The sequence below is a fragment of the Actinokineospora sp. NBRC 105648 genome (assembly GCF_030269645.1).
GTDB lineage: Bacteria > Actinomycetota > Actinomycetes > Mycobacteriales > Pseudonocardiaceae > Actinokineospora.
In genome coordinates this window covers 16,542-36,084 of sequence record NZ_BSTR01000051.1, presented here as the reverse complement: position 1 = coordinate 36,084, position 19,543 = coordinate 16,542, and the positions used below count along the sequence as shown (strand labels likewise).

Annotated in this window: 20 protein-coding genes; 10 read left to right on the top strand and 10 right to left on the bottom strand. The window is 71.7% G+C overall.

Annotation, left to right across the window (positions count from 1 at the left end; genetic code table 11):
- Positions 1-300: 300 nt before the first annotated feature.
- Together QSK30_RS30540 and QSK30_RS30535 are read right to left on the bottom strand one after the other, a co-directional pair.
- Positions 301-912: a DUF2537 domain-containing protein gene (locus QSK30_RS30540; RefSeq protein ID WP_285508176.1), complete on the bottom strand. Its 612-nt coding sequence runs from the start codon at positions 910-912 to the stop codon at positions 301-303.
- The gene (locus QSK30_RS30535) at positions 890-1,726 is read right to left on the bottom strand and encodes a TrmH family RNA methyltransferase (protein ID WP_285508175.1); all 837 of its coding nucleotides are present in this window, start codon (positions 1,724-1,726) and stop codon (positions 890-892) included. The genes QSK30_RS30540 and QSK30_RS30535 overlap by 23 nt, the downstream gene beginning before the upstream one ends.
- A gap of 177 nt (positions 1,727-1,903) precedes the next feature.
- Between QSK30_RS30535 and QSK30_RS30530 the strand changes: the two genes are divergently transcribed.
- The 4 genes from QSK30_RS30530 to QSK30_RS30515 all read left to right on the top strand — a co-directional run bounded on the left by QSK30_RS30530 (position 1,904) and on the right by QSK30_RS30515 (position 5,085).
- Positions 1,904-3,403 carry a glutamate-cysteine ligase family protein gene (locus QSK30_RS30530; protein WP_285508155.1) on the top strand — a complete coding sequence of 500 codons (1,500 nt, stop codon included), beginning with the start codon at positions 1,904-1,906 and terminating at the stop codon, positions 3,401-3,403.
- Between the two features lie 89 nt (positions 3,404-3,492).
- Entirely contained in the window at positions 3,493-4,128 is a 636-nt protein-coding gene (locus QSK30_RS30525; protein WP_285508154.1) for a superoxide dismutase, read from the top strand.
- Positions 4,129-4,441: 313 nt separating this feature from the next.
- Positions 4,442-4,636 carry a hypothetical protein gene (locus QSK30_RS30520; protein WP_285508153.1) on the top strand — a complete coding sequence of 65 codons (195 nt, stop codon included), beginning with the start codon at positions 4,442-4,444 and terminating at the stop codon, positions 4,634-4,636.
- Positions 4,636-5,085, top strand: coding sequence for a hypothetical protein (locus QSK30_RS30515; RefSeq protein ID WP_285508151.1), 450 nt, complete (start codon positions 4,636-4,638; stop codon positions 5,083-5,085). The genes QSK30_RS30520 and QSK30_RS30515 overlap by 1 nt, the downstream gene beginning before the upstream one ends.
- On the opposite strand, the gene QSK30_RS30510 is transcribed toward QSK30_RS30515, so the two are convergent.
- Both QSK30_RS30510 and QSK30_RS30505 read right to left on the bottom strand, forming a co-directional pair.
- The gene (locus QSK30_RS30510; RefSeq protein WP_352231644.1) at positions 5,073-6,335 is read right to left on the bottom strand and encodes an MFS transporter; all 1,263 of its coding nucleotides are present in this window, start codon (positions 6,333-6,335) and stop codon (positions 5,073-5,075) included. The two genes, QSK30_RS30515 and QSK30_RS30510, sit on opposite strands and share 13 nt — an antisense overlap.
- Positions 6,336-6,448: 113 nt before the next feature.
- Positions 6,449-6,895, bottom strand: a complete 447-nt coding sequence (locus QSK30_RS30505) for a MarR family winged helix-turn-helix transcriptional regulator (protein WP_502871911.1) — start codon at positions 6,893-6,895, stop codon at positions 6,449-6,451.
- Between the two features lie 71 nt (positions 6,896-6,966).
- Between QSK30_RS30505 and QSK30_RS30500 the strand changes: the two genes are divergently transcribed.
- Positions 6,967-7,488, top strand: a complete 522-nt coding sequence (locus tag QSK30_RS30500) for a GNAT family N-acetyltransferase (protein WP_285508148.1) — start codon at positions 6,967-6,969, stop codon at positions 7,486-7,488.
- Positions 7,489-7,498: 10 nt separating this feature from the next.
- On the top strand, positions 7,499-7,768 hold the full coding sequence (locus QSK30_RS30495; RefSeq protein ID WP_285508146.1) for a DUF2530 domain-containing protein: 270 nt from the start codon (positions 7,499-7,501) through the stop codon (positions 7,766-7,768).
- 408 nt (positions 7,769-8,176) lie between these two features.
- Here QSK30_RS30495 and QSK30_RS30490 read toward each other — a convergent pair whose 3' ends face one another.
- Together QSK30_RS30490 and QSK30_RS30485 are read right to left on the bottom strand one after the other, a co-directional pair.
- Positions 8,177-11,107 (bottom strand): ATP-binding protein, encoded by a 2,931-nt coding sequence (locus QSK30_RS30490; protein ID WP_285508145.1) that lies wholly within the window; start codon positions 11,105-11,107, stop codon positions 8,177-8,179.
- Positions 11,104-12,189, bottom strand: a complete 1,086-nt coding sequence (locus tag QSK30_RS30485; RefSeq protein WP_285508143.1) for a DUF3027 domain-containing protein — start codon at positions 12,187-12,189, stop codon at positions 11,104-11,106. Before QSK30_RS30485 ends, QSK30_RS30490 begins: the two co-directional genes overlap by 4 nt.
- Positions 12,190-12,247: 58 nt before the next feature.
- Between QSK30_RS30485 and QSK30_RS30480 the strand changes: the two genes are divergently transcribed.
- Genes QSK30_RS30480 through QSK30_RS30470 form a run of 3 tightly spaced genes read left to right on the top strand, consistent with a single transcriptional unit; the run spans position 12,248 to position 15,616 of the window.
- Complete coding sequence (locus tag QSK30_RS30480) at positions 12,248-13,051, top strand: glutaminyl-peptide cyclotransferase (protein WP_285508142.1); 804 nt, start codon at positions 12,248-12,250, stop codon at positions 13,049-13,051.
- Between the two features lie 47 nt (positions 13,052-13,098).
- Positions 13,099-15,150, top strand: coding sequence for an MFS transporter (locus QSK30_RS30475; RefSeq protein WP_502871910.1), 2,052 nt, complete (start codon positions 13,099-13,101; stop codon positions 15,148-15,150).
- A 10-nt stretch (positions 15,151-15,160) separates the two neighbouring features.
- Positions 15,161-15,616 (top strand): DUF2771 family protein, encoded by a 456-nt coding sequence (locus tag QSK30_RS30470; RefSeq protein ID WP_285508138.1) that lies wholly within the window; start codon positions 15,161-15,163, stop codon positions 15,614-15,616.
- Here the strand turns inward: QSK30_RS30470 and QSK30_RS30465 are convergent.
- The gene (locus tag QSK30_RS30465; RefSeq protein ID WP_285508215.1) at positions 15,613-16,002 is read right to left on the bottom strand and encodes a cold-shock protein; all 390 of its coding nucleotides are present in this window, start codon (positions 16,000-16,002) and stop codon (positions 15,613-15,615) included. The two genes, QSK30_RS30470 and QSK30_RS30465, sit on opposite strands and share 4 nt — an antisense overlap.
- A 208-nt stretch (positions 16,003-16,210) precedes the next feature.
- Here QSK30_RS30465 and QSK30_RS30460 point away from each other — a divergent pair, with 208 nt between their 5' ends.
- Positions 16,211-16,402, top strand: a complete 192-nt coding sequence (locus QSK30_RS30460) for a hypothetical protein (protein ID WP_285508136.1) — start codon at positions 16,211-16,213, stop codon at positions 16,400-16,402.
- Positions 16,403-16,650: 248 nt separating this feature from the next.
- Here QSK30_RS30460 and QSK30_RS30455 read toward each other — a convergent pair whose 3' ends face one another.
- Genes QSK30_RS30455 through QSK30_RS30445 form a run of 3 tightly spaced genes read right to left on the bottom strand, consistent with a single transcriptional unit; the run spans position 16,651 to position 19,051 of the window.
- Positions 16,651-17,259 carry an HAD family hydrolase gene (locus QSK30_RS30455; RefSeq protein WP_285508135.1) on the bottom strand — a complete coding sequence of 203 codons (609 nt, stop codon included), beginning with the start codon at positions 17,257-17,259 and terminating at the stop codon, positions 16,651-16,653.
- Entirely contained in the window at positions 17,256-17,864 is a 609-nt protein-coding gene (locus QSK30_RS30450) for a TetR/AcrR family transcriptional regulator (protein ID WP_285508134.1), read from the bottom strand. The genes QSK30_RS30455 and QSK30_RS30450 overlap by 4 nt, the downstream gene beginning before the upstream one ends.
- Positions 17,865-17,911: 47 nt before the next feature.
- The gene (locus QSK30_RS30445) at positions 17,912-19,051 is read right to left on the bottom strand and encodes an NAD(P)/FAD-dependent oxidoreductase (protein WP_285508132.1); all 1,140 of its coding nucleotides are present in this window, start codon (positions 19,049-19,051) and stop codon (positions 17,912-17,914) included.
- Between the last annotated feature and the right edge of the window lie 492 nt (positions 19,052-19,543).

Sequence of the window (19,543 nt, the reverse complement as noted above, 5' to 3'; positions counted from 1 at the left end):
GCTGGGGTGGCCCTGTATCCCCTACGCACAATTGTGACTACGGGCTGGTGGTCGGTGTCAAGGCGGGAAAGATGCCTTGACACCGACCACCAGCCCGTGTTTTGGCTGCGTATGGGATGCAGGGGCGGGAGTGGTCTGCGGGTGGGGTGTGCGGGCGGGTGCGGTTCGCTGTGGGGATGTGCTGCGGGAGCGGTTTGCTGGGGATACCGGGCACCATCGAGGAACACGCGAGCGGAGTCGCACCGCGACACCAAAGGAGCGAAGCGAAACCTCAGGAAGGCAACCGGCATTAAGGAAGCACTAGCTGAAGACGATGAAGGGCAAGGCCAGCCAGCCCAGTGCGATACCGCCTGCCACGCCGACCGCCACCCAGCGCCAGGTCGGTACGCGGCGGGCCAGCCAGACCGAGGGCAGTAGGCCCGCGCTGACCACCAGGTTCGAGGCGACGGCCAGGAACGGGTTGGTCTCGTAGAGGGTCAGCGCCAGGGTGAGCACCGCGAAGAGCACCAGTGCCAACACGAATGCCGCCACCAGCAGGCCGGTCGCCCACGGCGTCGGTTCGGCTGGTTCGGCCCGCGCGGCCTCGGTGGCGGGCACGACCTGGGGCTCATCGACCTCGACGACTGGTGGTTCCACAACCGACACCTTTCCCGACAGGGGGTCCACGTAGCTGATCGGGGCGCCCATGACGCCCGCCACCCGTTCGGCCAGCCGGTGGCCGCGGCGGGAGACGACTTCGGTGGCCGGGTCGTCGGGGGCGCCGCGGCGGACCGCGCCGACCACCCGCGCCCACTCGTGCAGGGCCTCGGCGAGGTCGGCGCCCAGCGGCAGGGTGTGCGGGTCGACCTCCCGCACACCGGTGCCGTCGTCGCCGGTGAGGACGGCGTGGTCATCCTTGACGCGTAGTTCCACCGGTTTCCCTTTCCCCGACACCGAGGGCGTAGAAGGCGACCGCCGCGGCGGTGGCCACGTTGAGGGAGTCCACACCGCGCGCCATCGGGATCCGGACCGCGTGGTCGGCGGCGGCGATGGCGTCCGACGTCAGTCCTGGGCCCTCGGAGCCCAGCAGGACAGCCACCCGTTCGCACCCGCGAGCGGCCTCGGACAGCGGTACCGAATCGGCCCGCGGGGTGAGCGCCAGGATCGAGAACCCGCTGTCGCGCAACCACTTCAGCCCGTCCGGCCACGGCTCCAGCGGTGCGAACGGGACGGCGAGCACGTGTCCCATCGATACCCGGACGCTGCGCCGGTAGAGCGGGTCGCTGCAACCGGGTCCCAGGAGTACGCCGTCCACACCCAGGGCCGCCGCGTTGCGGAACAGCGCGCCCAGGTTCTCGTGGTCGCCGACGCCCTCGAGCACCGCGAGCGTGCGGGCGTGCGCGACGAAGTCGAGCGGGTCGGGCGCGGGGGCGCGGTCGGCACAGGCCAGCACACCACGGTTCAGATGGAACCCGACGGCCTCGGCCATCACCTCGGCGGTGGCCACATAGGCGGGGACGTCGTGCCGCTCCAGAAGTGGCGCCAGGGCTTCGACCCGACGGCGGACCCCGAGCAGCGCGCGCACTGGGTAGGGCGAGGCCAGCAATCTCTCGACCACCACGACACCCTCGGCGATCACCAGCCCCCGCCCACCCGGACGGTCCGGGCGGCGGTCAGCGGTCGACAGGTCGCGGAAGTCGTCCAGCCGCGGATCCGCCGGGTCACCCACCTCGATCACCTGCGCCACGGGGGCAGTCTCGCACGTCGGCGAACCAGAGGTACGCCCATCGTCCGCCGCTCGCTCTGTGTTACACAGGGATAACGGAGTGCACCAATTTGGCCGCTAGCCGGGGGGTGCCGGCTGTGCGAATGTTGGCTCCCCGCGCGTGTGCCGGACGCCGATCCGGCCGGACGGGAGGGCGGCATGGGGCAAGATGTTCGAACAGACGCTTTCAGCCGAGAAGACCGGCAACGCTATCGCCAGAAGGTACAGCGGTGCCTCGACGCGCTGGAGCGGATGCTGACCGACGGCGGTTTCGCCGAGGAGCCCCCGAGGATGGGCCTGGAGATCGAGCTCAACCTGGTCGACGGCGCGCTGCAGCCCGCCATGCTCAACCGGACGGTCCTGGAGAAGATAGACGACCCTTGCTACACAACCGAACTGGGCCAGCACAACCTCGAGCTCAACGTCCGCCCGCGCCCGCTGCGCGGTGCGGAGTCGACCGAGCTGGAGACCGAGCTGCGGCACTCCCTGGCCGAAGCCGGTCACAAGGCGCAGGACGCCGGGGCCCGGCTGGTCATGATCGGCGCCTTGCCGACGCTGCGCGGTGAGCACTTCGAGAGCAGGTGGCTGACCCCGCTTCCCCGCTACGGCAGGCTGAACGACCAGATCTTCGCCGCGCGCGGCGAGGAGATCCTGCTGCACATGGAGGGCGTGCCGATGCCCGGGCAGCGGGCCGAGCGGCTGCGCGCGCTGCAGGAGTCGATCATGCCGGAGTCGGCGTGCACGTCCGCGCAGCTGCACTTGCAAGTTGCACCGGACAAGTTCGCGGCCAACTGGAACGCCGCGCAGTGCCTGGCGGGGGTGCAGGTCGCCATCGCGGCGAACTCGCCTTTCCTGCTGCGCAAGGCACTCTGGCACGAGACCCGCATCCCGCTGTTCCTGCAGGCGACCGACACCCGCCCGCAGGAGCTGAAGAACCAGGGCGTCCGACCGCGGGTCTGGTTCGGCGAACGGTGGATCACCTCGATCTTCGACTTGTTCGAGGAGAACGTGCGCTACTTCCCCGGTCTGCTGCCCGAGGTCGACGACGAGGACCCGTTCGAGGCGCTGGACTCCGGCCGCGCGCCGCGGCTGGCGGAGCTGCGGCTGCACAACGGCACCATCTGGCGCTGGAACCGCCCGGTGTACGACGTGATGGACGACGTACCGCACCTGCGGGTGGAGAACCGGGTGCTGCCCGCGGGCCCGACCGTGCTCGACCTGATCGCCAACGCGGCGTTCTTCTTCGGCGCGCAGCGGGCGCTGACCACCGAGGAACGTCCACTGTGGACGCAGATGTCGTTCCAGGCAGCCGAGGAGAACCTGCACGCCGGCGCCCGGCACGCCTTCGGCGCCCAGCTGTACTGGCCGGGCATCGGCTGGGTGCCACCGGACGAGCTGGTGCTGCGCAAGCTGCTGCCGATGGCGCACGAGGGCCTCAAGGACTGCGGTGTCTCCGACGCCGCGCGCGAGCGGTACCTCGGGGTCATCGAGCGCCGCTGCCTGGCCCGGCGGACGGGGTCGACCTGGCAGCGCGAGACGGTCGCGTGCCTGGAGTCGCGCGGCCTGGACCGCGACGCCGCCCTGGCGTCGATGCTGCGCCGCTACATCGAGCTCAGCGACGCTGGTGAGCCCGTGCACACCTGGCCGGTGGCGGGCTGAGCCGTCCGCACTGTGGACCCCGGTCGGCGGCACCGGTCTATCGCCAGTATGTTGCAAGTAGTACCGACTGGCAGCAAAGGAATCGACTCGTGGCTCCCTACGTCCTGCCCGACCTCGACTACGACTACGGGCAACTCGAGCCGGTGATCATCGGCGAGATCAACGAACTCCACCACAGCAAGCACCACGCCGCTTACGTCAAGGGCACCAACGACACCCTGGAGAAGATCGCCGCCGCCCGGGACAAGGGCGACTTCAGCTCGATCGTCGGCCTGGAGACCACGCTGGCGTTCAACCTCGCGGGCCACACCCTGCACGCGCAGTGGTGGAAGAACCTGAGCCCGGACGGCGGCGACAAGCCCACCGGCGAACTCGCCGCCGCCGTCGACGAGCACTTCGGCTCGTTCGACGGGCTGCGGGCCCAGCTCAACGCCGTCGCCGGCACCATCCAGGGCTCCGGCTGGGGCATCCTCGCCTGGGACCCGGTCGGCGAGCGGCTGATCACCCAGCAGCTCAAGGACCACCACTCGAACCTGTCGATCGCCACCACGCCGCTGCTGGTGTTCGACACCTGGGAGCACGCGTACTACCTGCAGTACAAGAACGTGAAGACCGACTACATCGACCGCCTCTGGAACATCGTCGACTGGGCGGACGTGACGACCCGCTTCGAGGCGGCCCGCGCGGGCGTCAACGGCCTGCGCCCACCCGCTCCGGCTGAGTAAGGGCCCACGGATCCGGCAGGGATGCTCCGACAAGCCGCCTTGCCGCAGTAGCGAGACCCCCGTGCGCACGCGTGCGGGGGTCTCGTCATGCCCGATCCCGAATACGCGAGACCCCCCGCACCGGACGCTTGGTGCGGGGGGTCTCGCTGTTCCCGAACTGACTGCCGCTCCCACCACGAAGCGGACAAGACTTAGGTTAGCCTTACCTGCACAGCGGCGCAACCCCCAGTGCGCGATCGGGCGAGTCCGGGCTCCCCGAAGGTCTCCCCGGCACCCCGTCCCGGGCCTGACCTGGGCGGACATGCTCAACGGCATGGATGAAGACCACCTGGAGATCCCCGAGTCGACCGAGTTCGAGCTCGACGACCTGGCGGCGGAGGTCGCCTGGGGTGCCGACACCGTGGAGACCGACGACGCGGGCCTGGAGTGGCTGGCCCAGGCCGAGCTGCCCGGCGTGGAGGGCATCGACGACGGCGCCGGTGTCCACGACGAGACGAGGTATGCCTGATGACCACCCCCGCGAGCCCGGGCAGCATCAGCGTCGGGGTCAAGAACGACCTGCAGGGCGTCTACACCGGCACGATCAAGTTCACCCTCACCGACATCAAGCTCGGCGACGTGCCCGACCGGATCGGGCAGCTGTCGGTGTTCGGCGGCGACATCGAGCTCAAGTACCCGTTCGGCGTCGGCCCGCTGCAGGCCGCCGTCACGATGAACTACCTGCACTGGAAGCTGCCCGAGCTCGGCCCGGTGCTCGGCGAGGTGCTGCTCAAGGGCGCGGCGAACGTGGCCACCAACAACAACTGGGGCACCACCCAGGGCATCGAGCTGCGGCTGCGCGAGACGCACGTGCGCAACCTCGAGGTCCGGGTCGGCCTGGACTTCCAGATCCAGAACAAGGACAACGTGCAGACCCAGGGCTGGGTCACCAGCTTCGGCGCGACCTACCGGTTCTGACCCGCCGGGCGGCGCAGCAGCAACCTGCCCCAGCCGGTGACCGGCAGCTGCACGCCGCCGCGGCGCAGCAGGACCAGCCCGCAGGTGATGGCCGTGACCGCGGCGATCGCCCCGCCGATGATGAACGGCGAGCGCGCGCCCCACTGGTCGGCCATCCAGCCGACCATCGGGGCGCCCAGCGGGTTGCCGCCGACGAAGACCAGCATGTAGAGGCCCATCACCCGGCCGCGCATCTCCGGGGCGACCGCGAGCTGCACGGTCGAGTTCGCCACCGTCATGAAGGTCATCAGGCACAGCCCGACCGGGATCAGCGCGAGGGCGAAGCTGGTGTAGGTCGGCATCAGCCCCACCACCACCTCCAGCACACCGAAGGCGAACGCGGCGCCGAGCAGCAGCGACGTGCGCGGTTTGCCGCGCGAGCTGCGCTTGACCGCCCAGATGGCGCCCGCGAGGGTGCCGATGGCCAGCGTGGTCGAGAGCAGGCCGTACCCGGCGGCGTCGCGGTTGAACACGGTGGCGGCGACCACGGCGAGGGTGACGAAGAAGGTCATCCCGAAGGTGCTGACGAAGAACACCAGCACCATCACGGTCATGATGTCGGCGCGCTTGCGCACGTAGCGCAGGCCCTCGCGCAGCTGCCCCTTGCTGCGCGGCACCTTCGGCGTGCGCAGCAGCTTGGCCGGGTCCATCATCAGCAGCCCGGCGATCACCGCCACGGTGAAGAACGCGTTGCCGACGAAGAGCCAGCCGGTGCCGACCAGGGTGATCATCACCCCGGCGATGGCCGGGCCGACGATGCGGGCCAGGTTGAAGCTGGTGGAGTTGAGCGCGACCGCGTTGGCGACCTGCGCCCGGCCGACGATCTCGGCCACGAACGACTGGCGCACCGGCACTTCCACCGCCGAGAACGCGCCGAGCACGAAGCACAGCACGTAGACGTGCCACACCGTCACCAGGCCGGTGACGTCCAGCAGGCCGAGCACCAGGGCGCAGGACGCGAGTCCTATTTGGACACCGATGAGCAGCTTGCGCTTGTCCAGCCGGTCGGCCAGCACGCCCGCCCACAGCGAGAACATCAGGGTGGGCAGGAACTGCAGCGCCGCGGCGATGCCGAGGGCGACCGGGTTGTTCCCGGTGAGCACCAGGACCAGCCAGTCCTGGGCGATGCGCTGCATCCAGGTGCCCACATTGGACACGACCTGACCGGTGGCGAAGAGCCGGTAGTTGCGGATCCGCAGCGAGGAGAACACCCCGGCCTTGGCGTCCACTGTGGACTTCGGATCGGGGCTGTGCGGCGTCGGCGCGGGTGTCGGTGTGGCGCGTGCGGTCTGCTGTTCCTGGGTCTCACCCGCGTATGCCTGCACTAGTTCTGGTTCCCCGCCATCCTGTCGATGATCTCGGCGGCCTGGGCGAGGATCGCTCGCTCCTGGTCGTCCAGCTGGGCCAACTGCCGGTCCAGCCACGCCTCACGCGCCGAGATGTCCGCCTCGACGTACCCCAGACCCGCCTCGGTGAGGGCCACGATCGCCTGCCGCCCGTCACTCGGGTGCGGCTTGCGGCTGACCAGGCCCAACTCCTCCAGCGCGCCGATCACCCGGGTCATCGACGGCGGTTGCACGCCCTCTTTGGCGGCCAGTTCCCCCGGCGAGAGCGGCCCGCACTTGTGCAGGCAGGACAGCGCCGAGATCTGCGTGAGCGTGACCAAGGAGTTGGTGCGCTGCGCGCGCAGCCTGCGGTTGAGCCGCACCACGGCCAACCGCAGTCGGCTGGTCAGCGCCCGCTCCGACTCCTCTGACACGATGGTTAGCATACCTCACTAACCAATCGTCGAGCTACGAATTAACGAGGACATCACAGCCCGGCGGCCGCTACCGTTGCGGGGTGACCACCATCCGCCCAGCTCAAACCACTGACGCGGCAGCGATGGCCCGGGTGCACGTGGCCGCCTGGCGCGGCGCCTACGCCGGGCTCATGAGCGTCGAGCGGCTCGCGGACCTGGACGAGTCGCGGTTCACCGAGACCTGGATCACGAACCTGGCCGCCCCCGGAGAGGCACGGCCGTTCGTGGCGGAGGTGGCGGGCGAGGTGGCGGGTATCGCCACCGTCGGCCCATCCCGCAGCGCGGTGGAGGCAGTGACTGGGGAGCTGTGGATGCTCAACGTGCACCCGCAGCACTGGGGCACGGGCGTGGCGGGAGCACTGCACGACCACGTGATCGGCGACCTGTCGGACCTGGGCTACGCGCGGGCGATGCTGTGGGTGGCGGACGGGAACGACCGCGCCTGCGCCTTCTACTCCCGCAAGGGCTGGGCACCGGACGGCGAGGTCCTGTACGACGACCGGGAGACTCCCCCACTGCGCGAACTGCGCTACGTGCGTGAGCTGCGGCACGACAACGCGTAACCTGCTGGACGTGGCTGGATCTGAGGACACCGCGCGGCCGACCCCGCCGCTACCCGCTCGACTGTTGGCGCTGGCACCGATCGTCTACGTCGGCACCGGCGTGTGGGCACTGGCGGCGGTGGTACTGCTGATCGCGCGGTACGGGTTCGACTCGACGCCGCCGATCTGGCTGTGGACGGCGTTGGCGGGGGCTGGGCTTGGGGTGGTTGGGGCGGGGATCATGGGGTGGCAGCGACGCGCATCAGCTCGCGGGTCCCGGGCTGCTCAACGCGTGGACTAACGCTGGTTGGGTCCCCACCCACCACCCACCAAACCGCAGCGGCAAGGCCTCCCCGCTGGTGCACGACAAGATCCCGACCCGCTGGTAACGCAGCGGAAGGCCGACCCCGCTGGAACGTGACAGGATCCCGACCCCGCTGGTACCGCCGGCCCCGCTACGGATGCTCGATCTAGTGGACTCGCTTCGTGTGGGGGGAGAGCACCGCTAAACTTGACCTGTGGTGGGGATGCCCTTCACCCCACGCTTTTTCCCCACCGCGGTGCTCTAGGGGCCCCACACGAAGCGAGTTCACTAGATCGAGCCCCGCTTGTAAGCCGGGCAACCCAGGGCGCAAAACCCACCAGGCCGAGCCCCACACTCGCAACGCAGGAGCCAGATCAAGGTCCTGGCCCGGTATCTACCCCGCACTCAGGTGAGGTAGTGGGTGGGCTCTTCGATCAGTGCGGTGAAGGTGTGCCGGTCCGTCCAGCGGTCCGTGGTCCAGGCCAGTGCTCGGGCCAATGCCTCTGGGGTGTCCTCGCAGTGGACCACGCCGTCGGTGACCCACCAGGTGACGTTGTGGGTGCCGTCTGAGGTGTGGACGGTGAGCTTCTCGTGGACCAGCAGGCTGCCATAAGGGATCGCGACGTCGAGTAGTTCGCAGGCGGCCGCTACCGCGCCAAGGTCGTTCCACGGGACTGGTTCGGCGGCTGAGGTGATGTCGCCGCCCACTTCTTCGGTGGCCAGGGGAAGGTCCAGTAGCTCGGCCAGGGGTTCAGCGAGTGCGAAGTCTGGGCCTGCGGAGACCACCTGGTCCTCGTCGAGTACGGCGAGCAGCCACGGGGCGTCCAGGACGACGCAGTCCGTCGACACCGTGCCCGCGAGAGTGCGGGTGGCCTCGGGGAGGCGGATGTCGGTGGGGTCGAACAGGTCGTCGTCGACTGCCTCGGCGAGGGCCGCGTGGGTGCGCAGGACGGCACCGGGGGGTACCGACCTGTCTGCGTCGCCCAGGCGGATCAGGAGGTCTTCGGCGTCGTCGGCGTTGTCGACCTGCAGTGCCGCGCGGACGCCGATGGCGGCCAGCACTCTCGGGTCCACGCCGACATCCGGGATCACGTCGTAGAGGCCAACCAGGTCGTCCGCCTCGGGGAGGCGCCAGTCGGTGGGGGCGGCGCCCGCGAGCACCGCGTGCCGGGCTATCCACCAGCCGGTGTAGCCGTTGGGTTCGTGGAGGGCTCGCCAGGTTTCCGGGTCGGCGGCCAGCAGGCTCAGGGCCCGGGGCCAGGCGTCGTCGGTCACCAGGTCCAGGTCGCGGACGGCGAGGACGCGGGCGGGGGGTTCGGGCTGGGCTTCCCACCACTCGAGTTCGTCGGCCAGGCCGTGGTCGGGGGCGGTGGGATTTTCGTCTACCACCAAGGCAAATGCGTCCAGCACGCCGAGCGCGGTGAGGACGTTGGCGGACCACTCGGCCGCGAGGTCGGCTGACAGGACGCCGACCGGGGCGTCCTCGTCCAGGACGTCCAGCAGCACCGAACCGGGCAACGCCAGCTCGTCCGCGCGGCGCCAATCGCCGACAGAATCCTTCAGGGCCAACGCACCCAGCCAGGGGCGTTCGCCGGTGCGCACGCCCGCGTCGCGGACCAGGCGCAGTACCACCGAGACCAGGCCGTGGATGTCCACACCGGACTCGACGTCGTCCAGGCTGCGCTCGACCGCCTCCTGCAGGCCGCCCGCGTCGAGCAGGTCGACCGGGCCGCCGTGGTGGGCGCCGAGGCGTTCGAGGACCGGGTGGGCGGCCTCGGCGTGCACGACGCGCAGGGCGCCGACCTCGGCGTGGGTCAACAGGTCCAGCAGTTCGGCGTCGTCGACCAGGACCACACCACTCGGGCCGGGCAGGGTGCGGCCGTCGGCCAGCGGGACCGGCAGGCCACCCAGCTCCATCCGGGCGGTCGCGTCGGTCTCGATCACCGGGGCGAGCGCGGTGTAGAGCCGGTGCCACCACTCGGGTGGGCGGGCGGTGCCGGTGATCAGCTCGACGATGTCGGCCAGTCGCAACCTGGGCACGTCCAGCGCGGCGAGCGCGCCCGCGTGCCGGTGGGCCGACAGCGGGCCGTCGGCCAGGTTGGGCACGACCTGCGCCAGCAGCTCGGCGAGACCCTCGGCCTCGACGTCGACCACCTGCGCGCGGCCCGGCGCGAGATCGCTGCCCTCGGCGGCGGGGAGCCACTCTGCCTGGCGCAGCGCGGAAAGCAGCAGCTCGCGCAGCCGGTCGTCCACTTCGGACAGCGGGAACGCGATCAGCGGTACCAGCGCGGTCCGGTGCTCGGCGGGGGCCAGCCGGATCAGGTCGGGGTAGGCGCGGGCGGCCTCGGCGAGCACGGCGTCTGCCGCCGGGCCGGGGCGCAGCCTGCGGCGCGAGGGCTCGATCGGCAGCGTCGCCACCAGCCGCGCGGGGAGGGAGAGCCGCTCGTCGGTGGGGGTGGGCGCGTGCAGCACGTCCTCACCGAGTGGTTGCGGCACACCGTTGTCGTCCACGCGGGCGGCCCAGCAGACAGTCCACTGTGGTCGTTCCTGGGCCTCGACGCCGAGGTCGCGCACGACGTCGTCGGAGAGCACGCCCTCGACCCGGTGCACCAACCACGACACGACGCCGTCCGGCCCGTGCACCTCGGCGCGCGAAGGGTGGTCGACCCGCCACCACGCCTGGTCGCCGATCTCGACGCGGTTCAGCCGGGGCAGTGCGAGCAGCAGGTCCTCGGCCTGGCCCGCGAAGTCGGCGAGCAGCGCCGCCCCGTCAACGCCGGGACGCAGCGGCAGCCGGACCTCGGTGGCGAAGCCTTGCGGCGCAACACCTCCAGCGGGCCAGACCATGCGCAGCACCGGGACGCGGCCACCGCGCTCGGTGGCGCGGGCGGCCAGCTCGGGGTACTCGGCGATGGCGGCCCTGGTCTCCGCGGCCGAGAAGGTGACGCCACCGTCGGCGGACAACACGCTCGGCTCGTCGGACACGGCCAGCACAGCGGCGAAGCCGACGCCGAACTGCCCGACCCCCTGGCTCGACCGCTTCGCCGAGGCGCGCAGCGAGGCCAGGGCGGCGACACCGTCGGCGTCGAGCGGGCGGCCGGTGTTGGCCGCGCGCAGCTCACCGTCCACAAGGGACACCCGGAGCGTGCCGGTGCCCTCGGCGGCGTCGGCGGCGTTCTGCGCCAGCTCGACCAGCAGCCGGTCGCGGTAGCCGCCGAGGTAGAGGTCTTCCTCGGCGTTGGCGTCCTCCCGGAAGCGGGTGGGCGAGGTCGTCCACGCGCTCAGCACCGCGGCCCGGAGAGCGGCCGTGCCGAACGGGTCGGCTTGCGCGCTCACTCGGACTGGTGCGACTCGGACCGGCCTGCGGCCTCGTCGGCCTCGGGCTGACCGGACGGCTCGTCGGCCGCCTCGCCCTGCGCCACCGCGGCGACCGCGTCGACGACGGACTCCGCGCTTGGGCCGTCGGGCTCATCGGCAGTCGCGGTGAGGTCGTCGGCGGGGTCGTCGAAGACCTCCACCGCGATGACCGCGTCGTCATCAAGGGCGTCCGGCTCCGCGGGCGCGGCCTCGTCCACGGCGGGCACCTCGGCCACCTCGACCATGGCTTCCGCGGCCTCAACGGCCTCCGCAGCCTCAGGGTCCTCAGCCACAACGGGCGCGGTGACCGGGTTGGTCTCCACGTCGAGCTGGGCGTCGTCGTAGATCAGGTCGGCGACCAGGACCGGCGAGATCTGCTCGACCTCGGCCTCCGAGTGCGCGCCGCAGCCGTAGGCCGCGGCGACCGCACGCCCGTCGGCGGGCGAGATCTCGTTGCCGCACACCCCGAACGCCGCGCCCAGCGAACCCGCCACCGGCAGGTAGAAGCCGCACGAGCCGCACGGTGCGGGCGCGCCCTTGGCCATGTCCGAGCCGGGACCGAACTCGCCGGTCTGCCAGCGGTCGGCCGCGTCGACCCGGCCGAACCGGGACAGCACGCGCGCCCGGCCCAGGCCCACCTCGAGCGCGAGCGCCTCGACCGCGGGGTCGTCGGACTGCACGTAGGCGGGGGCCAGCCGCGGGTCGTCCGGGTCGGTCGGCAGCAGGTCGCCGACCCCCAGGTCGCCCGCCTGCACCCGGTCCTGCCACGGCACCCACGGCGGCGCGACCAGCGCGTCCGGCCCGGGCAGCAGCACGACCTCGCTCACGGTGACCGGCACGTCCGGGCCCGCGGCGGCCACGGTGACGGCCCACCGCCAGCCGCGGTAGCCGGGCTTGGCCGCGTCGAACAGGTGCGTGGCGGAGGCCGAGTCCTCGGTGCGCACGGACACGTGCGCGCCGACCTCGGCCCCGGCCTGCTCCCGCGCGGCGGCACGGGCGAACTCGACCGCCGCGCTGAGCGCGGGATCGGTCACGGCGTCTGGTGCAGGAGTCGAGGTCATCACGCCTGATTGTGCCCCACGCCCCAAGCGGGCCCCACAGCCGTGTCACGCTTGTGCGGTGTCCGCCCGCCTGATCGCCACCGCCGCCCTCCTCGCCTGCGCGCTGGCGGGCTGCACCGGCACCGCCGCGACGCAGGTCTCACCGCCCCCGACCACCACCGCGAGCGCCCCGGGAACCGCGCCGACGGTGCTCGGGGACATCCCGCACGACACCGCCGCGTTCACCGAGGGCCTGGAGATCGCCGACGGCGTCCTCTACGAGAGCACCGGCCTCTACGGCCAGTCCGAGATCCGCGCGGTCGACCCGGCCACCGGGGTCGTGCGGAACAAGACCGCCCTGCCCCAGGAGCTCTTCGGCGAGGGCCTCACCGTGGTCGGCGACCGGATCTGGCAGATCACCTGGCAGGAGGGCGTCGCCATCGAGCGCGACCGGGCCACCCTGGCCGAACGCCGCCGGGTGACCTACCAGGGCGAGGGCTGGGGCCTGTGCCACGACGCGACGCGACTGGTGATGAGCGACGGCTCCGACAAGCTCACCTTCCGCGACCCGGACACGTTCGAGGTGACCGGCGAGGTTCGGGTGCGCTCGGCGGCCGGGCCGGTGGCGAAGCTCAACGAGCTGGAGTGCGCGAACGGCTCGGTCTACGCGAACGTGTGGGAGACCGACACGATCGTGCGGATCGACCCGGCGTCCGGCCAGGTCACCGCCACCGCCGACCTCAGCGGACTGCTGCGTCCGGATGAACGTGGCGGCGTCGACGTGCTCAACGGTATCGCCGCCGTCCCCGGCACCGATGAGTTCCTGGTGACGGGCAAGCTCTGGCCGAAGACGTTCCGAATCAGGTTCGCCGCGGCGGGCTGAGCCCCGCCCGCGGCTTCATGCCTCGGATCGGCCCCCGGTACGGCAGGATGGGAACCGTGATTCGCAACTCCCCCGCTGATCAACCGCCTTCCGGCCGCCGCTCCGGCCGCAAGGGGAAGCGGGGCTGGGCGAGCGCACCCCAACCCACCTGGCGCGAGGCCGAACCAACGCCGCCACCACCGCCTGCGCGGCGCGACCCGGTAGAACCGCCGCGGCGCACCCGGCCGCTGGAGCGCCCGGACGAGCCCAGGTACGAGACCTACGGCGACCGCTACCCCGACGGCTACGGCGACGCCTACGACTGGGACGCCCCGCGCCGCGAGGAGCCCCGTTACCGGCCCGAGCCGCCGTACCGCGGCGACCGCGCGTACCGCGACGAGCCGCCCCGCCGGGAATCACAGCACCGGGAATCACAGCACCGGGAGTCCCAGTACCGCGACCAACCGCCGTACCGGGATGAGCCGCGCTACCGGGATGAGCCGCGCTACCGGGACGAGCCCCGGTACCGGGATGACCAGTACCGGGACGACCCGCGCTACCGCGACGCCCCGGAGACCCGCCACGTCGAGCCGAGCACCCGCCCGCGCTACGAGGAGTGGGAGCCGCGCGAGGACCGCCGCCGAGCCGAGGCGGAGCGCGGCGACCCGGAGGCCCCGACCGAGCCCCGCCGCCCCGGCGAGGCGTCGGCGCAGTACCCCAAGAAGCTCACCGTCACCCGGGTCGCCGCGCTGCGCAGCAGGCAGCTGACCTCGCAGGCGGTCACCGCGTTCCGCAAGGCCGCGAACGCCGACGGCGCGGACAAGTCCGGCCTGACCTCGCTCACCTACGCCACGATGCTCAACTACGCGGGCGACGCCGCGATGGCCGTGGCACTGGCCAACACCCTGTTCTTCTCCGCCGCCAGCGGCGAGAGCAAGGGCAAGGTCGCCCTCTACCTGTTGATCACCGTCGCGCCGTTCGCCCTGCTCGCGCCGGTGATCGGCCCGCTGCTCGACCGGCTGCAGCGCGGTCGCAGGCTGGCCATGTGCGCCGCCTCGGCAGGCCAGGCGCTGATGTGCGTGATCATGGCGATGCACTTCGACGACTGGATGCTCTACCCGGCGGCACTCGGGAAGATGGTGTTGTCCAAGTCGTTCACGGTCCTCAAGTCCTCGATCACGCCGAGAGTGCTGCCACCGGAGATCACCCTCGCCAAGACCAACGCGCGGCTGACGGTGTTCGGCCTGCTCGCGGGGGCCGGGGCGGGTGCGGTGGCGGCGCTGTTCGCCAACATCTTCGGCTCACCGGGCGCGCTGTGGTTCACCGTGCTGATCTGCGCCGTCGGCGCCGCCCAGGCCCTGCGCATCCCGGCGTGGGTCGAGGTCACCGAGGGCGAGGTGCCCGCCTCGATCAGCGCGCGGATGGCGGTGCCCACCACCGGGCGAACACCCATGGGCAGGCACGTCGTGGTGTCGCTGTGGGGCAACGGCACCATCCGGGTGCTCACCGGTTTCCTGATGATGTTCGCCGCGTTCGCCGTGCGGGCGCAGAACGAGGCCGAGCCGTTCCAGCAACTGCTGCTGCTCGGCCTGATCGCGGGCGCGGCGGGCCTGGGCAGCTTCGCGGGCAACGCGATCGGCGCGCGCACCCACATGGGCAACCCCGAGCAGCTCGTGCTCGCCTGCGTCGTCGGCGCGCTGGCCTCGACGGTGATCGCCACGCTCACCGCGGGGATCTTCGCCGCGGCCGTGGTCGGCCTGGTCGGCGCGATCGCCAGCGCGCTGGCCAAGAACAGCCTGGACGCGGTGATCCAGGACGACCTGCCCGAGGAGTCGCGCGCGTCGGCGTTCGGCCGCTCGGAGACCGTCCTGCAGCTGGGCTGGGTGTTCGGCGGCGCGGTCGGCGTGCTGCTGCCGCCGATCTGGTGGGTCGGCTTCCTGGTCGTATCGGCGATGCTGGGGCTCGGCCTGGCCCAGACCCTGCTCACCCGCTCCGGCGGCACGCTGATCCCCGGCTTCGGCGGCAAGCGCCCGGCCGAGTCGCCCAGCGCCGTCGGCCAGGCCTGGCGGCGGTTCGGCAGGCCGAGGGCGGCGGGCAGGCCCGGCGAGGACGCCCCGTAAGGTCGCAGCCGTGCGCCGATCCCCCATCGCCGTCCTGGCCTGCGCGGCGGCCGTGCTGGCGGGCTGCTCGACCCCGCCGCCGCCAGAGGTCACGTTCTACTCCGACGGCGCCGCGGTGAACGCGCGCCCGATGATCTACTGCGAGATCGCCAAGCAGGCGTGCGCCAAGGACGAGGGCGCGGGCGTGCGGCTGCGCACCCGCGACGGCAAAACGGTGCAGATCTCGGTGCCCAACGAACTGGCCGCCAGCGCGTGGGGCGTGACGTTCTCCTACCTGACCAGCGCCGGTGAGCAGGTCGACGGCAGCAGCCGGATCTTCACCGCCGAGAGCAGGCAGCACGCGTACACGCTGCAGCTGCCCTCGGCGACCGACCGGCTGCTGTACGCGACCGTGCAGAAGTTGGTGTTCGTCGAGGCCGAGAAGCCGGTGGCGATCGCCTTCTGGCAGCTGGAGACCGAGCGCTAGCCCGGGTCGAGCTCGCGGGCGACCGCGCGGACGACCTCGGCGATCCGCTTGATGGCCTTGCGGTCGGGGTAGCGGCCGCGCTGCAGGTCGGGCTGGACGGTGGACTCCAGCATCTTGATCATGTCCTCGACCAGGCCGTGCAGCTCCTCGGCGGGCCGCCTGCGGGCCTCGACCACCGACGGCGGCGCGTCGATCAGCCGGACCGAGAGCGCCTGCGGACCCCGCCGCCCATCGGCCACGCCGAACTCGATGCGCTGGCCCGCCTTGAGACCGTCGACCCCCGCGGGCAGCGCGGAGGAGCGGACGTAGACGTCCTCGCCACCGTCCTGCGTGACGAACCCGAAGCCCTTCTCCGAGTCGTACCACTTGACCTTGCCGGTCGGCACTGATCTCACCGTTCCCTCGTCGTATCGTCCGCCGCGCGGCACGGACCCTCGGCCGCGCAAGACGAACGCGCCCTGGGGCGTGCCCTGGACGCGTCCCGCCACCCTATGCCAAGCACGGGCACCGCGGTTAGGTCGCCCGGTTCCCACCCCGGTGTTACCGGGCGCCCTTCGCTGAGGGCGCAACGGACGGGGCGCCTATCCTGTTCCCATGACCGCACCCACTCACGGCGACAGGACCATGCGCGTCGCGTTCCTGCTGTTCGCCGTCGGCCTGCTGGCGGTGGTCGCGATCTTCGTGCTCGCCGCGCTGGGGCAGCACGCCCCCTGGCTGTGGGGGGTGTCGATGGCCCTGCCCGCTGGCTTGGTCGTCGGCGTCGTGCACGTGGTCCGGCAGCGCTAGTCCCAGGCAGTCGGACGACCAGCCCGACAAGCAGCCCGACGCGGCGTCTGCCCAGGTAGGCGGCACCTTCGTCCAGGCGGGTGCCATGAGCGGCCGACCGAGCGACATCTGTCCAGTCGATCGGCGCTCGCGGAGGTGGACGACGCCGAGCCCAGCGATCCGCGGTAACCCGGGTGGGCAACCCAGCCGATCAGTGGGCATCAGCGCGGCCAGGTCTCGACCGATCCCGCTGGCCGGGGTGGTCCGCGCTAGTCGAGGTAGTCGGCCAGCCAGGCCGGGAACTCCTCCAGGCTGCCCAGCACCACGTCGGCGCCCTCGTCGCGGAGGCGGTCGGCCGAGTGCGGTCCGGTCGTCACACCGACCGCGACCGCGCCCGCCGCCGCCGCGCCCGCCATGTCGCCGCCGTGGTCGCCGACGAAGACCGAGGCGCCGTGCTCGACCAGGGCCGCGCCCTTGGCCTCGGCCCAGCGCTCGCCGACGAGCACGTCCACCGACCAGCCGAACTGGGCCAGGTGCCGGGCCGCGTTCGGGCCGTACTTGCCGGTGATCACCAGGGTCCGCCCACCGGCGGCCCGCACCGCGGCCAACGCGGCCGCGGCGCCGGGCAGCGGGACCGTGGCGGGGACCACCACGTCGGGGTAGATCGCCCGGAACCGGTCGACCAGGCCCGGGATCCGCTCCTCCGGCGCCTCGAAGCCGCGGAAGATCATCTCCAGCGGCGGCCCGAGGTTGGCGGCGAAGTGCTCGCCGTCGAGGGCCAGCCCGGACTCCACGGCGAGGCTGTTCATCGCCAGCACCATCCCCGGTCGCGGGTCGATCAGGGTCATGTCCAGGTCGAAGCCGACCGCGAAGCTCATCCCTGCGCACCAAGGCTTTCCAAGTAGGGGCCGAAGACGGCCGAGACCGCCCGCGCGGTGTGCGCGGCGGTGCCCGAGGGCGAGGCGGCGTGGCTGACCGCGAGCCGCACCAGGTTCTCCGCGACGAACCGCAGGTCGGGCGCGGAGGCGGTGGGCCAACTGGTGATCAGGCAGTCGGCCAGCCGGGCAGTCGCCCCGGACAGCACCGGCCCCGCCCGGTTGGTCACCAGGCCGAGCAGGCCGTCGTCGTCCCCGGCCACGATCGCCTTGATCAACGGCTCTGCCGCGGCGGAGGTCAGGAAGACCTCCATGGCAGCCGCCAGTGCCCGCTCCGGCTCCGCCACGTGCGCGGCGATCGCCGCCTCGACGGCGGTGAGGAAGCGGTCGGTCTCCCGCAGGATGTACTCCTGCGCGAACCCCTGCCGGGAGCCGAATTCCTTGTAGAGGGTCTGCCTGCTCACCCCCGCCGCCGCGGCGACGTCGGCCATGGTCACCCCGGACCAGGCGCGCTCACGCAGCAGGTCGCCCGCGGCGTCGAGGAGGGTGGCGCGCAGCAGAGTTCGCGCGGCCTCGGCGAAGGGCACCCTGGAACGCGCGGCGGTCATGGTTCACACGCTGTCACTGGACCGACACAGTGTCAAAGACCTGCCGCTCAGCGGACACTTCGCAGCCGTGGCGTCCGCACTGCGGCCGGCCCGCGCACCCCGACACCGCCGACCACCGACCCGCCCCGGCGCACCACGGCGGCGAAATCGAGCTCCTCCGGTGCACCGTGGACGGTCACGTCGCCGTCCCCCGGCCACCCGAACACCCGCAGCGAGACACCGAACTGATCGGACCACGTCTGCGGCACGGTCCGGTACGGGACCCGCTCGCCCAACATCGCCCGCGCGACAGCGGCACCGTGGGCGCCCGCGTGCCGCCAGTGCTCGATCCGGTGCCGACCGCCGAGGACGAGGTTGGGCAGATTGGCGACATCCCCCGCGGCGAAGACGTCGGACGCGTTGGTCCGCCCGAACGCGTCGACCACGATTCCGTCGTCGACCCGGACCCCGGCAAAGTCGGCCAACGCGGTGTTCGGGGTCGTACCGGCGGCCACGAGGACGACATCGGCCACCCACCACCGGCCGTCGGTGCAGGAGACGACGAGCGCGTCCCCGGCCCGCTCGACCTGGTCGACGCGAACACCGGTGCAGAGGTCCACCCCACGCGACCGGTGCAGGTCGACGAAGACTTCACCGACGGAAGCCGGAACCGCGCGGGCGAGCGGGGTCCCCTCGGCTTCCAGGACGGCGACCGCACAACCGAGCGACCGCGCCGTCGCGGCGACCTCGAGGCCGACCAGACCGGCGCCGATGATCACCAGCCGAGCGTCCGGGACGAGGGTGGCCCTCAGCCGCTCGGCGTCGGCCATGGTCCGGAGGGTGTGGACCCCGTCGACGTCTTGCCACAGCTGCCTGGGCCTACTGCCGGTGGCGAGGAGGAGCTGGTCGTAACCGATCTCGGTACCGTCGTCGAGGCCGAGCGTGTGCTGCCCGGGGTCGACGCCGACGACCATGCAGCCACGCCGCAGCTCGATCCGACTCCCCCACCAGACCTCGTGCGGCTGAAGGCGGACTTTGGCGGGCGAGACGGTGCCACGCAGGAGGTCTTTGGACAGAGCGGGACGGCGGTAGGGGGCAACGGGCTCGTCGCCGATGAGGATGACCCGCCCGTCGAACCCCTCGGCGCGCAAGGTCAGGGCGGCGGTCGCCCCGGCAACACCGGTCCCCACGATCGCGACTGTGCGCATACCCGCACCTCCTCTCCCGGTTCTGGTCCTGGTCCTGGTCTTAACGACACCGCCGCGCACCGGGTTATCCGACCCGCCAAATCTCACCAACGAACGTTGTCAACGTTGACGTGGAAACCACCTGACGCCAACCCTGCGACAGCAGCCTGGCAGATGTAAACCGCTAACCGTTGCCACCTGCGCCTTTGCGTTCTTCTGTAGATCTACAGGAGGGCGAAAAGTGGGATCTTAGGAAAAAGTAAGTGAGTGTAGAAAGCTATTTCCTGTGAATTAGCACCGACTTTCGAATGGACGGCCGGGATGAGGCGGGGGCGGGGGCGCCCGAGCCAGCCCAGCCGGGTGGCGGGCTAGCGGGCCAAAACCGGGCAGGCCGGACTGGGCAGGCCGGACTTGGGGGGGGCAAGGCGGGGCAGGGCAGGGCAGGCGGGGCAGACCGATGGCCGAGTCGAAGCGGGCGGTGGGGCGGCGGGCTGACTGAGTAGGGCGCCAAGC